Below are 13,994 nucleotides of genomic sequence, written 5' to 3'. Positions count from 1 at the left end.
AGCGCCACTGCGCCTGCGCCGGGCGGCAGCACGGGCTAGGAGGCTTCGGCCGCCTCGGAGGCCGGGGCCCCGCCCGCTTCGGCCGGGCCGGCAATGGCCTGCGCCAACCGCACGGCCTCGGCCAGCGCGCTGATCTGGCCCAGGTGCTGGCCCGCCAGCTTCTGAAGCTTGCGCTGCCCCTTGGGCAACAGGTGCACCTCCGTCTGGCGACGATCGGTGCGCCCCGGCTTGCGCTGCACCAGGCCCGCCTCCTCGCAGCGCGAGATCAGCGCCACCACGCCGTGCACCTGCGCCTGCAGCCGCTCAGCGATCTCGGTCACGGTGGCCCAGTCGCGTCCGGCAAAGCCCTGCGTGTGCAGCAGCAGCTGGTAGTGCAGCACGGTGATGCCCTCCTCGCGCGCCGCGTCCTCGCTGAAGCGCAGGAAGTTGCGCAGCCGGTACCGGAACTCCGACAGCGCCTCGAGCCGGCGCTTTTCCGCCGCCGACGCGGCCGATCCTTCACTCATTCGGTCCCCCACGAAATGGAGGCACTTTAGCCCCAGGCACGAGCCGCCCGCATGAGCGTTTGGAAAGGGTAATTACTCATGATGTGATGTATTTTTTGCTCATACCATGATGTATCTGACCCGGCACTGACGGGTCGCCGACGTGCGTCGCGCCCTCCAGGCTGCGCCAACGGGGCGCACGCACCGCCCGCCAGCACGCATCCGCCGTGCCTTCTCCAACCTCCATTGCCATGAAGATCCAAAGCCAGAAGGACTTTTTCTCCGGCCTCATGTTCACGGGCGTCGGCACGGCGTTCGCCATGGGTGCCACCTCCTACAACGTGGGCGACGCCGCCCGCATGGGCCCCGGCTACTTTCCACTCATGCTGGGCATCGTGCTGGCACTGCTCGGCCTGCTGGTGATCGCCGGCTCGCTCGCACGCGGCGATGGCAGCGACGGCCGCATCGGCGCCATTGCCTGGCGGCCGCTGACGCTCATCATCTGCGCCAACCTCGCCTTCGGCGTGCTGCTGGGCGGCCTGCCGAGCATCGGGTTGCCCGCCATGGGGCTGGTGCTCGCCATCTACGCGCTGACCTTCATCGCCAGCCGCGCGGGCCCGAGCTATTCCTTCCGCACCACGCTCATCCTGGCCACGCTGCTGGCCATCGGCAGCTACCTGGTGTTCATCGTCGGCCTGAAGCTGCAGTTCCAGGTCTGGCCGACCTTCATCAGCTGAGGACAACCCCACCATGGAACTGCTCGACCACCTCGCGCTCGGCTTCGAAGCCGCCTTCACGCTCCAGAACCTCGTCTATGCCTTCGTCGGCTGCCTGCTGGGCACGCTGATCGGCGTGCTGCCCGGCATCGGGCCGGTGGCCACCATCGCCATGCTGCTGCCGGCCACCTATGCGCTGCCCCCGGTGGCCGCGCTCATCATGCTGGCCGGCATCTATTACGGCTCGCAGTACGGCGGCTCGACCACCGCCATCCTGGTGAACCTGCCAGGGGAATCGGCCTCGGTGGTGACCGTGATCGACGGCCATCAGATGGCCAAGCAGGGACGTGGCGGGCCGGCACTCGCGGCGGCGGGGCTTGGTTCCTTTTTCGCGGGCTGCGTGGGCACGGTCATCCTCGCCGCCTTCGCGCCGCCGCTGACCGAGCTGGCCTTCAAGTTCGGCCCGGCCGAGTACTTCAGCCTGATGGTGCTGGGCCTGATCGGCGCCGTGGTGCTGGCCTCCGGCTCGCTGCTCAAGGCGGTGTGCATGATCATCCTGGGCCTGCTGCTGGGCCTGGTAGGCACGGACGTGAACTCGGGCGTGGCCCGCTACAGCTTCGACATCCCGGAGCTGACCGACGGCATCAGCTTCATCGCGATCGCCATGGGCATCTTCGGCTACGGCGAGATCATCTCCAACCTGGCCAAGCCCGAGGAAGACCGCCAGGCATTCACCGCCAAGCTCAACGGCGTCTGGCCCACGCGGGACGACTTCAGGCGCATGACGCCCGCCGTGCTGCGGGGCACGGCGCTGGGCTGCTCGCTCGGCATCCTGCCCGGTGGTGGCTCGCTGCTGTCGTCCTTCGCCTCTTACACGCTGGAGAAGAAGCTGCGCCTGAAGCCGGGCGAGATCCCGTTCGGCAAAGGCAACATCCGCGGCGTGGCGGGCCCCGAGTCGGCCAACAACGCCGGGGCGCAGACCTCCTTCATCCCGCTGCTGACGCTGGGCATCCCGGGCAATCCGGTGATGGCCCTGATGGTGGGCGCGATGACCATCCACAACATCCAGCCCGGTCCGCAGGTGATGACCAGCAATCCCGAGCTGTTCTGGGGCCTGATCGCCTCGATGTGGATCGGCAACCTGATGCTGATCATCCTGAACCTGCCGCTCATCGGCATGTGGATCAAGCTGCTGTCGATTCCCTACAAGTGGCTGTTCCCGGCGATCGTGCTGTTCTGCGCGGTGGGCGTGTACTCGACCAACAACAACACCTTCGACATCTGGATGGTGGCCGTCTTCGGCGTCATCGGCTATGGCTTCATAAAGCTGGGCTGCGAGCCGGCGCCACTGCTGCTGGGCCTGATCCTGGGGCCGATGATGGAGGAAAACCTGCGGCGCGCGCTGCTGCTGTCGCGCGGCGACTGGGGCGTGCTGGTCACGCGGCCCATCTCGGCCGGACTGCTGGTTGCCGCCATTGTGCTGGTCGTCATCGTGCTCATGCCCGCCGTGCGATCCCGGCGCGAGGAGGCGTTCGTGGAGGCCTGACTCGCTTCTGCGATGACCCACGGCGGGGCGCACGTCGGACGCGGACAACCGGTCACGTGCTGACCGGTCCTACGTCGCTTGGGTGCGAAGGCGCAGCGTGGTGGCGCGCCGCTGCGCCGATGCTTGGCGCATTGCCATCCCGTTCACGTCCAGTGCCATGCGTCAGCCTCTCTTCGTCTCGCCTTCCTCCCCCCATCGCCCCGACCGGCGTCGACTTCTGGTGCTTGTCGCGGCCGGCTGTACCGGTACCGCCTTCTCGGCCGCCCAGGCCCAACCCAACAGCAAGGACCCCGACGACGCCACGCTGCGTGGCGACATGAGCAACGGCGACCGCGTGTTCCTGCGCTCCGCCGGCGGGCTCATCGTGCGCGACCGCGAGATCGGCAAACTGGGCCAGCGACGCTTCCAGAAGCCGGCCTTGCGGGAATGGGCGGCATCGCTGGAGAAGAAGTCCGACGCGCTCTACCGCGACATGACGGACTATGCAGAGCGCCACAAGACCAACCTTCCGCTGGACATGTCGGAGGCATCCCGCCGGATGGTCGACCGCGTCGCCGAGAGCAAGGGCGCCACCTTCGACCGCGACATGGTGCGCACCGTGCGCGCCCTGTTGGAAGAGCAGGTGCGCGTGTTCAGCGACTCCGCGGAATCGGCGGAGCACCAGGCGGTTGCCGCCCTCGCCCGCCGCGCGGCGGATGACCGGCGAGCACTGCTGCAGGCACTCGACAAGGCCGCACCGCGTTCCTGAGGTGTGGCGGTGGCCAGCGCCGGGCGCGGCGCGGCCCCTGGGATCCGCGTGAGCCACGCTGGCATTCGCTGGCATGAAAAAGCCCGGTCGGCCGTGAGGCCGCCGGGCGAAGTCGCAGCAAGGGTGCTGCGAGGAGACCACTGTTTCCAAGCAGGATCCGGGCCAGCCCGCTGCCGACGCATCCGGGCGGCCTACAGCGGCCGATGTTGGACGCCGACGTGGGGTGACGCGCGCCCTTCGCACCATCGCACCATGCAAGACACCGACGCGCCGCTGATGATGGCCAGCTCTTCCCCCCGCACAGCGGCACGCGCTGAGGATGAACAGGATGCGCCCGCCCAACGCTCCCGTTGGTCACGCCTGTGGCCCACGATCAGGCGCTGGGCAGTGCCCGCACTCGGGCTGTTGGTGTTGGCCATGCTCATCTCCCACGCGCACAAGGTCGACTGGGCCGGCGCATGGGCTGCGCTCAAGCGCTATCCCGGCACCGTGCTTTTGGAGGCATCGATCCTCGCGCTGGCCAGCCATGCGCTGTATGGGTGCTTCGACCTCACCGGACGACATCACACCAAACACGGCCTGCCGGTGATGCGGACCTGGGCCATCGCCGTGGCGAGCTACGGCTTCAACCTCAACCTCGGGTCGCTGGTCGGCGGCGTGGCGCTGCGCGCGCGGCTCTATGCGCGCGACGGGCTGGACGAGACCAAGGTGGGTCAGATCATCGCCATGAGCCTGAGCACCAACTGGCTGGGCTACGGGCTGGTGGCGGGCGGCCTCTTCGCGTCCGGCATGCTCAAGCTGCCGACGTCAGTGCCACTGTCCAACGGCATGCTGCAGATCATCGGCATCGGGCTGATGCTGCTGCCGGTGGCGTACCTGGGCGCCTGCCTGCGCTGGCACGGTGCCACCTGGAAGGTGCGCGGCAAGTCGGTCCACCTGCCCACGCCGCGCCTCGCTCTGGTGCAGCTGGCACTTTCCGCGAGCAACTGGTGCCTGATGGGCACCCTGATGTATCTGTTGCTGGGGGGCAGTGTGTCCTATGCCCACGTGCTTGGCGTGCTGCTGGCGGCGTCGGTGGTGGGCGTGTGCGTGCCGATCCCAGCGGGCCTGGGCGTGCTGGAGGCCGTGTACCTCGCCCTGTTGTCGGGCCAGGTGCCGCAGGGCAAGCTGATGGGCGCGGTGCTGGCCTACCGCGCCCTCTACTACCTGCTGCCGCTGGCGATCGCGCTGGGGCTCTATGTGTACCTGGAGAAGACCGCCGATCCGAATGCAGGTCAGGCCGAGGGGGCGTGAGCCCGCGTCTCATCCGCCGCCGGCTCGATGCGCACCGCACGGATGCGCTGGCCGTCCACGTCGAGCACCTGCATCTGCCATCCGTCGTGGATGAGCACCTCGCCGGTGCTCGGCATGCGACCCAGCCGTGAAAGCAGATAGCCCGCCAACGAGGTGTAGCTGTCGTCATCGCTCACCAGCCCTTCAGTCTCCAGCATCCGCTCGAGCTGATGGATGTCGGCAGTGCCGGCGACACGCCAGGCGCCCGCCTCGAGGCGCTCGATCTCCGGCAACTCGTCCTCGTCGGGAAACTCGCCCGCGATGGCTTCGAGCACATCGAAGGGTGTGAGCAGGCCCTTGAGCAGCCCGTATTCGTCATTGACCAGCACCAGCTGGCCCTTGGCCTTGCGCAGGACATCGATGGTGTGGGTGACGCTGGCACTTTCCGGCAGGTACAGCGGTACGCGCATGTGTGCGCCCTGCTCGTCGATGCGGCCCTGCGCCACCAGCGTCGCGAGCAACTCGGTCGCCCGTCCGACGCCGACGACCTGATCCAGACTGCCGCGGCACACCGGCAGCAGGCTGTGCGGTGAGCCCAGCAGACGCTCGCGCACTGCGTCGGGCGACTCCTCGAGATCGATCCAGGACACATCCGAGCGCGGCGTCATGATGCTGCGCGCCGTGCGCTCCGCAAGCGAGAGTACGCCGCTGACCATGTGGCGCTCTTCCGGCGCGAACGCCGGGGCATCGGCCGGCGCCTGCGCATCGCCGGCCGACGTCGAGGCCGCCTGCAGACGCCGGCCACCACCCAGCAGCCGCAGCACCGACTCGGCCGTGCGCTCGCGCAAGGGCCGCAGGGCCTGCTGCCGCGCCTGGTTGCGCCGCGCCAATTGGTTGAGCAGCTCGATGAGGATCGAGAAGCCGATGGCCGCATACAGGTAGCCCTTGGGCAGGTGGAAGCCGAAGCCCTCCGCCACCAGGCTGAGGCCGATCATGAGCAGGAAGCTCAGGCACAGCACCACTACCGTGGGATGCGCGTTGACGAAGCGCGTGAGGGGCTTGGCCGCCAGCAGCATCACGCCGATGGAGATGACGACGGCGGCCATCATCACGGGCAGGTCGCCCACCATGCCGACGGCGGTGATCACGGCATCGAGCGAGAACACGGCGTCGAGCACCACGATCTGCGCGACAACCAGCCAGAAGCCCGCATAGACGGGGTTGGTGGCGACCTGGTGCTCGGCACCTTCGAGCCGCTCGTGCAGCTCGGAGGTGGCCTTGAACAGCAGGAACAAGCCACCGGACAGCAGGATCAGGTCGCGGCCCGAGAACGAGAGCGGCCCGAGCGAGAACAGCGGCCGCGTGAGCGTGACCATCCACGAGATGACCGACAGCAGGCCCAGGCGCATGACGAGCGCGAGCGACAGGCCGATGACGCGCGCCCGGTCCCGCTGGTGGGGCGGCAGCTTCTCGGCCAGGATCGCGATGAAGATCAGGTTGTCGATGCCGAGGACGATCTCCAGCACCACCAGCGTGAGCAGGCCGGCCCAGACGGCCGGATCGCTGAAGAGTTCGATCATCGGTGCCCCTGCGCGCGTGGGCAGTGCAGCCGTGCCGCATGCGGCGCACCCGTCAGGGAGGTGCGGCAGGGCGAGGCGGCGGGATCGGGGAAGGCACGCGTGCGGGGCGCGCAGGAGCTGGCGAAGGCCAGCCGCGGACTGGGAGGCTCGGAAGAGTCGCTGGTCATCTCGTACCAGTCTAGCGAGCGTCCCGGCACGGCCCGCACAAGGCCGGCGCGGCTCAAGGGCTTTGGCGGCGCTGGACGCTCAATGCGCTATTCGCGCGCGCCGCACCGGCAGGGGGCGGCAGCGGTCCTCGTCGCCGGCCAATGGCGCCGACGCACTATCGCGCACCATCAGCCAGCGACCCTCGACCTTGGAGGCCTGGCCCGGCGCCATCCACGGCAGGCCCGGTGCCTGCGGCAGGTGTTCGGCCACGAGCAGCGATGGCGACGCAGACGTCGGCATCGTCGCGGCATCGCCGGAGGTACGGACATGCACCGGTCCTTCCGGCCACGCCGGCGCCACGTGGTGCAGCCGGCATACCCAGCGCGCGACATTCCTCAGGTGCGGCCGCATCCGCGCGCTGGCCGGCGTGGGATGGCCCAGCAGATACCGGTATGCCGCACTGTCCAGCACCTCGGCCGAGGCCAGCGCATACAGCGTGAGGTAGCGCGGCCGCGATGCCGGCGCCATGGCCGCATAGCGGCGCGCGTCGAGGATGCCGGGGACGGTCAGCCGCTCGGGCACATGCTCGTTGGCATGCCAGTCCTCGTACGGCGCCTCCACCTCCGGGTCGACGTCGTTCCACAACGCCAGCAGCGCGCCCGCGCCCGCGAGCCACTCAGCCATCCGAAGGCTCCGGCGCCAGCAGCACCTTGCAGGCCTTCTTGCCATGCGCCAGGGCAAAGCCCTCTGCCGCCTGCGACAGGGGCAGCACATGGCTCACCATCGGTTCGAGCACCGGGGCGAGTTCCTGCATCAGGTCGAGGGCAAGCGGCCAGTCCGACTCCGGCGGCCGGAAGGAGCCGCGCAGCTGGTGCTGGTTGCGCACCAGGGGGGTGAGATCCAGCGTCAGCGGGCGGGCATGGATGCCCGTGACCACGACCACGCCGTTGCGGCGCAGCAGCGGCAGCGCCTCCTGGATGGTCTCGGGCACGCCGGTGGCCTCGAACACCACGTCGAAGCGCTGGCCGTCCATGAACGCAGCGACGCCCTCGGCCAGGCTGCCGCGGGCCACGTCCACCTGCTGGGTGAAGCCCATGCGCTGCAGCGCCTCAAGGCGCACGGCATCGTCGAAGCCACTGACCACCACCTGCGCCGCGCCGGCCCGCCGCGCCAGAGCCGCAATGCCCTGGCCGATGGTGCCCGGGCCCATCACCAGCACGCGCGCCCCCTTCACGTCGCCGGCGATGCGCAGGGCCTGCATCGAGATGGTCAGCGGCTCCGTCAGCGCGGCCAGTTCGTCGCTCACGCCATCGGGCACGGGCACGCAGTTGCGCTGCGGAACGCGCACCCAGGCCGCGAAGGCGCCGTCGCGCGTCATGCCGATGCCGCGGCGCTGCTCGCAGCGGTCGAACTCGCCGGCGGTGCAGGCCGCGCACACGCCGCAGGTCACCGAAGGCCGTACCACCACGCGGCGGCCGGCCAGCGGCCCGGCCTGTGCCACGCCCACGAACTCGTGGCCGATGGTGACGGGCAACGATGGGGCGATGAAGGTGTAGCTGGAGGTCCAGTCGTCGACGTGCAGATCGCTGCCGCAGATGCCGGCGGCATGCACGCGCACCAACACCTCCCCGTCCCGCACATCGGCGGCCCGTGGCACAGGCACCTCCACCAGTTCGAGGCCAGCCGCGGCGCGGGTCTTTCTCAGGGCTTGCATGGTTGTTGAGCTTTCGTTGGCATCAGTCGAGGCGGATGCCGGTCTTCTGGATGATGGCGCCCCACTTGCTGCGCTCCTGGGCCATGAAGCTGGCGAGGGCCTGCGGCGTGCCGCCACCCGGCACCAGGCCCTGCTTGGCAAAGGCGGCCTGCACTTCGGGCTCCTTGAGGGCGGTGTTGACGTCGGCGTTGACCTTGGCGATGACGGCCGCAGGGGTACCGGCGGCACTGAACAGGCCGTTCCACGCCAGCGCCTCGAAACCGGGGTAGCCGGATTCGGCGATGGTGGGCAGCTGCTCCATGCCTTCCATGCGCTTGGCACTGGTGACGGCCAGCAGCCGGATGCGGCCGCTGGCCACGAGCGGCAGCAGGGCAGGCGCCACGGTGAACAAGGCCTGCGTCTCGCCCGAGGCCAGGGAGATGCCCGCCGGCGGCGAGCCGTTGAAAGGCACATGCGTCGCCTCGAAACCGGCCGTGGTGCGCAACAGCTCCATGGTCAGGTGCGAGGAGCTGCCTGCGCCGACGGAACCGTACGCCACACCATTGGGCTGGGCACGCGCCCAGCTCACGAACTCCTGCACCGTCTTGGCCGGATGGTTGGCCGGCACCGCCAGCACATTGGGCTGCGACGAGGTCATCACGATGGGCGCCAGGTCCTTGACCGGGTCATAGGCCATCTGCTTGTACATGAAGGGCGCGAAGGCGATGGGCCCGTTGAAGCCGATGCCCAGCGTGTAGCCATCGGGTGCGGCCTTGGCCACCGCAGACATGCCCAGCATGCCGCCTGCACCCGGCTTGTTGTCCACGATCACTGGCTGGCCCCAGCGGGTGCTCAGGCGGTTGCCGAGGGTGCGCACGATGAAGTCCAGCGAGCTTCCGGCCGGCGCGGGCACCACGACCTTCACGGGCTTGGTGGGCCAGGACTGGGCTGCGGCATGCAGCGTCAACAAGGGAAAGAGCGCGAGGGCGAGGATTCGCTTCATGGTCATCGGGGTGTCTCCGTTCGGGCCGCTTCGCAACGAGCAGCGTCGGCCGGATTCTTGGTGCCGCCCGGCAATACGTCCAGCACCGATTCGCTATGCTGCCCATACCTGAGAGGTATGGAGGCACCATGAACATCGAGATGCGCCATCTGCGCTACTTCATCGCCGTGGCCGAGGCCGGCAACCTCAGCCGCGCGGCGCAGAAGCTGTTCATCGCGCAGCCGCCGCTGTCGGTGCAGATCCGCCAGCTGGAAGAGGCGCTGGGCACTTCCCTCTTCGTGCGCCATCCCAAGGGCGTGCACCTGACCGAGGCCGGCGAAGCGCTGCTGCCCGAAGCGCGCGCGCTGGTGGAGCGGGTCGGCGGACTGCGGGCATGGATTGCCGGCGCCACACCGACACGCCGGCTCTCGCTGGGCTTCGTGCCCTCCGCAGGCAGCACCGTGCTGCCGCAGTTGCTGGCCGCGCTGCGTGCAGACGACGCCGGCCTGCAGTTCGAGCTGCGCGAGATGATCAGCAGCGAGCAGATCGATGCGCTGGCCAGCGGCCAGATCGACCTGGGCATCGCGCGCGCCGACACGCGCCATCCTCGTATCGCGACCGTGGTCCGCATCCTCGATCCCTTCTGCGTCGCCGTGGCCGCCACGCACCGGCTCCCGCGGGGCGGCATGGCAGACCTGCGCGCGTACGCCGAAGCGGACTTCGTGGCCTTCACGCGTCATCGGGGTCCGGCCTACTTCGACCAGGCGATCCACCTGTGCGCGCAGGCGGGCTTTTCGCCGCGCATCCGTTACGAGGCCAGCACGGTGCACGGCGTGCTCGACCTGGTGGGTGCCGGACTGGGCGTGGCACTGGTGCCCGCGAGCTGCGTGCTGCTGGCCACGCCACGGGTGCGGCTGCGGCCCCTCGCCATGCCCCAGAAGAGCGCCGTGCTCACGGTGCTTCGGCGCAAGGCCGGCACCGGTACGCCCTGGCTGGTCGGCGAGGAGGGTCTGCAGCACATCGTGGACATGTTCGAACGCCTGCACGACCGCACGGCCGCAAAGCTCCAAGGCTGAGTCGATGTGACCGACGGCTCGGAAGAAACTCGCCCTGGAACAGCTCAAGAGCAGTAAAATTTTTTTACGCATTGAAATGCGTTAATCTGAGTTACGCAACCAACCCTGTATGTCTGCCTTCACCGTCCGAACCGCCGACCAGCTGCCCGGACTGCTGCGAGCGCTTCGCAAGCAGAGCGGGCTGACACAGGCCCAGATCGCGCAGCGACTGGGTGTGACCCAGCAGACCTACTCGGCCCTGGAGCGCAACGCCGAGAGCATGGGCGCGGCGCGGCTACTGTCGGTGCTGCACATCCTGGGTGCGGACATGGTGCTCATGCCGACCGAGGCCGACACCACCCCTCGCGCGGCCGAGCGCGATTCGCCCGCCTGGTAGTCCATGGGCCGCCGCTCCCACCGCCGGGCCCTGGGCCTATGGATGAACGGCGCCTTCGTCGGCACCTGGAGCCTGGCGCCCAACGCGCCCGACACGCTGCAGTACGACGCTGCATGGACCCAATCGCCCGAAGGCCGTCCGGTGTCGCTGTCGCTGCCGTTCACGCCCGGCAACGCCCCACACCGAGGCCCGAAGGTGCGTGCCTATTTCGAGAACCTGCTGCCCGACAGCCGGGATATCCGCGAGCGCATCGCGCGGCGGCACGGCACGGGCAGCACCGACGCCTTCGACCTGCTGGCCCGCATCGGTCGGGACTGTGTCGGGGCGCTGGAACTACTGCCCGAGGGGGAAGCCTCGGGCGCCGCCCGCCTCGTCCAGGCCGAAGCGCTCAGCGAGGCGCGCGTCGCGGCCCTCCTGCGCAGCGCCACCGCTGCCGCGCCGCTGGGACTCGCAGCCGACGCCGAGGACCTGCGCATCTCCATCGCGGGCGCGCAAGAGAAGACCGCCCTGCTGCTGCAGGACGGCCGTTGGTGCCTGCCGCAGGGCAGCACGCCCACCACGCACATCCTCAAGCTGCCGCTCGGCCTGGTGGGCGGCATGAAGATCGACATGCGCCACTCGGTGGAAAACGAATGGCTGTGCGCGCGCATCCTGCGCGCCTTCGGCCTGCCGGTGGCCGACTGCCGGCCGCTGCAGTTCGAGGACATGCGGGTGCTGGCCGTGGCGCGCTTCGACCGGCGCTGGTGGACGGCGCCCGACGGCGGGCAGCAACTGCTGCGTCTGCCGCAGGAGGACTTCTGCCAGGCGACGGGCACACCGCCCGACGCCAAGTACGAGGCCGACGGCGGGCCCGGCATCGACCGCATCATGGGCGTGCTCGATGGATCGCTGACGCGCGAGGACGACCGCCGCACCTTCTTCCTTGCCCAGCTGCTGTTCTGGATGCTCGGCGCCACCGATGGCCATGCCAAGAACTTCAGCCTGTTCCTGCGGCCCGGCGGTCGCTACCAGCTCACGCCGCTGTACGACGTGCTGTCGGCCTGGCCGGTGCTCGGGGAAGGGCCGGGCGCCATCTCGGCGCACAAGGCGCGCATGGCCATGGCGGTGCGTGGCCGCAACGCGCACTGGAAGCTGCGGGAAATCCTGCCGCGGCACTGGGTCGCGCTCGGGCAGCGCCATGGCGTGCAGGCGGCGGATGGCCGCGGTGTGGAAGCGCTGATCGAGGCGGCCGCGATGCTCACGCCGGGCGTGGCGGCGGCGGTCCGCGGCGAGCTGCCCGCGGGCTTTCCGGCCGAGCTGGCCGACCGCATCCTGGGTGGCCTGGAGGACGCTGCGCGCAAGCTCTACGCCGGGCTCTGATGCGACCGGTGCCGAACGGCCAACCCTGCGCCGGCCCGTGGTTCACGGCGTCCACTACAGTGCCCGCCATGGATTGCCGCCCCGACTGCGGTGCCTGCTGCACCGCGCCCTCCATCTCCAGCCCCATTCCCGGCATGCCGCACGGCAAGCCCGCGGGCGTGCGCTGCATCCAGCTCGCCGACGACAACCGCTGCCGCATCTTCGGCCAGCCCGAGCGACCGGCCTGCTGCGGCGGCCTGGCACCCTCGGCCGAGATGTGCGGCAGCTCGCGGACCGAGGCGCTGCGCTGGCTGACGCAGCTGGAAGCCGAGACCGCGCCCGAGACCGGACGTTGAGCGACGACGCTCCGCCGACAGCGGCGCAGTGACCTGGCGCGGGCGCGACTCGGGACCTAAGAACCGTCCTTCTTCACCGGCGCCGCAACCGCGATGTCTGTCGGGCCTGCCACCTTCGAGGACTGCACGTCCGCCTGCAAGGCGCCCCATCCGCCGCCCAGCGCCCGCACCAGCGCCACCGTGGCCTGGTACTGCGCAGAGCGCACCTGCAGCGCCTGCCGGCGATTGCGCAGCTCGCTGCGGCGCGCATCGAGCAGATCGAGCTGGCTGATGTAGCCATTGCGGTAGCGGGTATCTGACAACTGAAGGGCCCGTGCCGCGGCCTCCACGGCCGTGGCCTGCGCAGCGGCCTGCTGCTGCAGCAGACGCAGACCCGAGAGCTGGTCCTCCACCTCGCGGAAGGCATCGAGCGATTGCGCGCGATAGGCCGCGACCGCCTCGTCGAGCACGCCGCTCGCCTGCTCCACACCCGCGGCCCGACGTCCGCCATCGAGCAGCGGAAGCGACAGCAGCGCACCCACGCCCCAGGAGCGCGCCGACCACTTGAACAGGTCGCCCAGCTCGGGCGAGGCGAAGCCACCGCCGGCCGTCAGCGCAATGTCCGGGAAGTAGGCCGCCTGCGCCGCACCCACGCGCGCCTGCGCGGCCAGCACGGCGGCCTGAGCGGCTGCCACGTCCGGCCTGCGCAGCAGCACGGTGGAAGGCACGCCGGCCGGCATCACCGGCAGTGCGGTCTGCCAGCGATCGACGCCGATGCCGAAGTCCGCCGGCGCACGGCCGACCAGCACGGCCAGCGCATGCTCGAGTTCCGCACGTCGACGGTCCAGCGCCAGCGCCTCGGACTCGTTGGCCGACACCTCGGCCTGCATGCGCGCCACATCCAGCGCGGCCACGTCGCCGGCCTGCTCGCGGCGCTGGGTCAGTCGCAGCGTGTCGCGGTAGGCGGCCACGCCGTCGCGCACCAGGGCGCGCTCCTCGTCGGCGGCGCGCAGGGCCAGGTAGGTCTGCGCGACCTCGGCCTGCACCATCAGGCGCGTGCTCTGCAGAATGGCCTCGCGCGCCTGGGCGTCGAGTGCAGCGGCGTCCTGCAGGCGCGACAGGCGGCCGAACAGGTCCAACTCCCACGAGGCACTGAGACCGGCGTTGAGCAGCGTGGAAGGCTGGGTGGACTGGTTGCGATCCAGCCCGCGCTGACGCGTGGCGCCGCCTCCCAGGCCGATCTGCGGCGAGCGGTCGGCTTCGGCATTGCGCAGCAGCGCCCTCGCCTGCCGCACGCGGGCCGCGGCCTGCTGCAGGCTGGTGTTGGATTCGGCGGCCTGCGCCACGAGCGCATCGAGCACCGGGTCCTGGAAGGCCTTCCACCATTCGCCGCGGGGCTGGGCCTCGGCGGCAGCCGCCTCGGTCCAGCGGCCTTCGGTCGTGGTCTGCGTGACGGACAGCGCCTCCTTGAAACGGACGGGCGTGGGGATGGCAGGCAGCTCCGCGGGTGCCGTCGCGCAGCCGGCGAGCACCAGGGCGGCCAGCAGCGGGACGAGCGTGCGGCGCTTCGACAGGCTCAGCGCGAACGGCTGGAGGCGATCGAAGATGGGGCGGGCCTGCGTGGCGCGGTTCATGGTCGTATCCATCGTCGACGGTGCGCTCGACGAGCGTGCATGCGTGTGGGTCATGGTCGTTGTCCT

At 69.9% G+C, this 13,994-nt stretch carries 14 protein-coding genes; 8 read left to right on the top strand and 6 right to left on the bottom strand.

The window, feature by feature from the left end; all coding sequences use genetic code 11:
* Positions 1 to 35 precede the first annotated feature (35 nt).
* Positions 36 to 506 (bottom strand): MarR family winged helix-turn-helix transcriptional regulator, encoded by a 471-nt coding sequence (locus DFR41_RS15240; RefSeq protein ID WP_017761499.1) that lies wholly within the window; start codon positions 504 to 506, stop codon positions 36 to 38.
* A gap of 230 nt (positions 507 to 736) precedes the next feature.
* On the opposite strand from DFR41_RS15240, the gene DFR41_RS15235 reads away from it, so the two are divergent.
* The 4 genes from DFR41_RS15235 (at position 737) to DFR41_RS15220 (ending at position 4,788) form a co-directional block, all read left to right on the top strand.
* The gene (locus DFR41_RS15235; RefSeq protein ID WP_017761498.1) at positions 737 to 1,222 is read left to right on the top strand and encodes a tripartite tricarboxylate transporter TctB family protein; all 486 of its coding nucleotides are present in this window, start codon (positions 737 to 739) and stop codon (positions 1,220 to 1,222) included.
* A gap of 13 nt (positions 1,223 to 1,235) precedes the next feature.
* A complete protein-coding gene (locus DFR41_RS15230; protein WP_114803319.1) occupies positions 1,236 to 2,747 on the top strand; it encodes a tripartite tricarboxylate transporter permease in 1,512 nt (503 codons plus the stop codon).
* A gap of 157 nt (positions 2,748 to 2,904) precedes the next feature.
* Positions 2,905 to 3,495: a DUF4142 domain-containing protein gene (locus tag DFR41_RS15225; RefSeq protein ID WP_147284363.1), complete on the top strand. Its 591-nt coding sequence runs from the start codon at positions 2,905 to 2,907 to the stop codon at positions 3,493 to 3,495.
* A gap of 252 nt (positions 3,496 to 3,747) precedes the next feature.
* Positions 3,748 to 4,788, top strand: coding sequence for a lysylphosphatidylglycerol synthase domain-containing protein (locus DFR41_RS15220; RefSeq protein WP_425326704.1), 1,041 nt, complete (start codon positions 3,748 to 3,750; stop codon positions 4,786 to 4,788).
* On the opposite strand, the gene DFR41_RS15215 is transcribed toward DFR41_RS15220, so the two are convergent.
* The 4 genes from DFR41_RS15215 to DFR41_RS15200 form a co-directional block, all read right to left on the bottom strand.
* Complete coding sequence (locus tag DFR41_RS15215; RefSeq protein ID WP_114803382.1) at positions 4,770 to 6,344, bottom strand: TerC family protein; 1,575 nt, start codon at positions 6,342 to 6,344, stop codon at positions 4,770 to 4,772. The genes DFR41_RS15220 and DFR41_RS15215 overlap by 19 nt on opposite strands.
* A gap of 249 nt (positions 6,345 to 6,593) precedes the next feature.
* The gene (locus tag DFR41_RS15210; RefSeq protein ID WP_017759189.1) at positions 6,594 to 7,178 is read right to left on the bottom strand and encodes a DUF4286 family protein; all 585 of its coding nucleotides are present in this window, start codon (positions 7,176 to 7,178) and stop codon (positions 6,594 to 6,596) included.
* Complete coding sequence (locus DFR41_RS15205; RefSeq protein WP_114803317.1) at positions 7,171 to 8,208, bottom strand: zinc-dependent alcohol dehydrogenase; 1,038 nt, start codon at positions 8,206 to 8,208, stop codon at positions 7,171 to 7,173. The genes DFR41_RS15210 and DFR41_RS15205 overlap by 8 nt, the downstream gene beginning before the upstream one ends.
* Positions 8,209 to 8,230: 22 nt before the next feature.
* On the bottom strand, positions 8,231 to 9,196 hold the full coding sequence (locus DFR41_RS15200) for a Bug family tripartite tricarboxylate transporter substrate binding protein (RefSeq protein WP_342354302.1): 966 nt from the start codon (positions 9,194 to 9,196) through the stop codon (positions 8,231 to 8,233).
* Between the two features lie 122 nt (positions 9,197 to 9,318).
* On the opposite strand from DFR41_RS15200, the gene DFR41_RS15195 reads away from it, so the two are divergent.
* From DFR41_RS15195 to DFR41_RS15180, 4 genes are all read left to right on the top strand, one after another.
* Positions 9,319 to 10,245, top strand: a complete 927-nt coding sequence (locus tag DFR41_RS15195; protein WP_170159384.1) for a LysR family transcriptional regulator — start codon at positions 9,319 to 9,321, stop codon at positions 10,243 to 10,245.
* 109 nt (positions 10,246 to 10,354) lie between these two features.
* Positions 10,355 to 10,621 carry a helix-turn-helix transcriptional regulator gene (locus tag DFR41_RS15190; protein ID WP_114803315.1) on the top strand — a complete coding sequence of 89 codons (267 nt, stop codon included), beginning with the start codon at positions 10,355 to 10,357 and terminating at the stop codon, positions 10,619 to 10,621.
* A 3-nt stretch (positions 10,622 to 10,624) separates the two neighbouring features.
* Entirely contained in the window at positions 10,625 to 11,980 is a 1,356-nt protein-coding gene (locus DFR41_RS15185; protein ID WP_114803314.1) for a type II toxin-antitoxin system HipA family toxin, read from the top strand.
* Positions 11,981 to 12,048: 68 nt separating this feature from the next.
* Positions 12,049 to 12,315 carry a YkgJ family cysteine cluster protein gene (locus tag DFR41_RS15180; protein WP_017759195.1) on the top strand — a complete coding sequence of 89 codons (267 nt, stop codon included), beginning with the start codon at positions 12,049 to 12,051 and terminating at the stop codon, positions 12,313 to 12,315.
* Between the two features lie 56 nt (positions 12,316 to 12,371).
* Here the strand turns inward: DFR41_RS15180 and DFR41_RS15175 are convergent, their stop codons facing one another.
* Positions 12,372 to 13,928 carry an efflux transporter outer membrane subunit gene (locus tag DFR41_RS15175; RefSeq protein WP_114803313.1) on the bottom strand — a complete coding sequence of 519 codons (1,557 nt, stop codon included), beginning with the start codon at positions 13,926 to 13,928 and terminating at the stop codon, positions 12,372 to 12,374.
* Positions 13,929 to 13,994: the final 66 nt, after the last annotated feature.

It is taken from the genome of Pseudacidovorax intermedius, assembly GCF_003350475.1.
In the GTDB taxonomy this organism is placed as follows: domain Bacteria; phylum Pseudomonadota; class Gammaproteobacteria; order Burkholderiales; family Burkholderiaceae_C; genus Xenophilus; species Xenophilus intermedius.
This window is presented reverse-complemented; position numbering and strand designations above follow the sequence as displayed.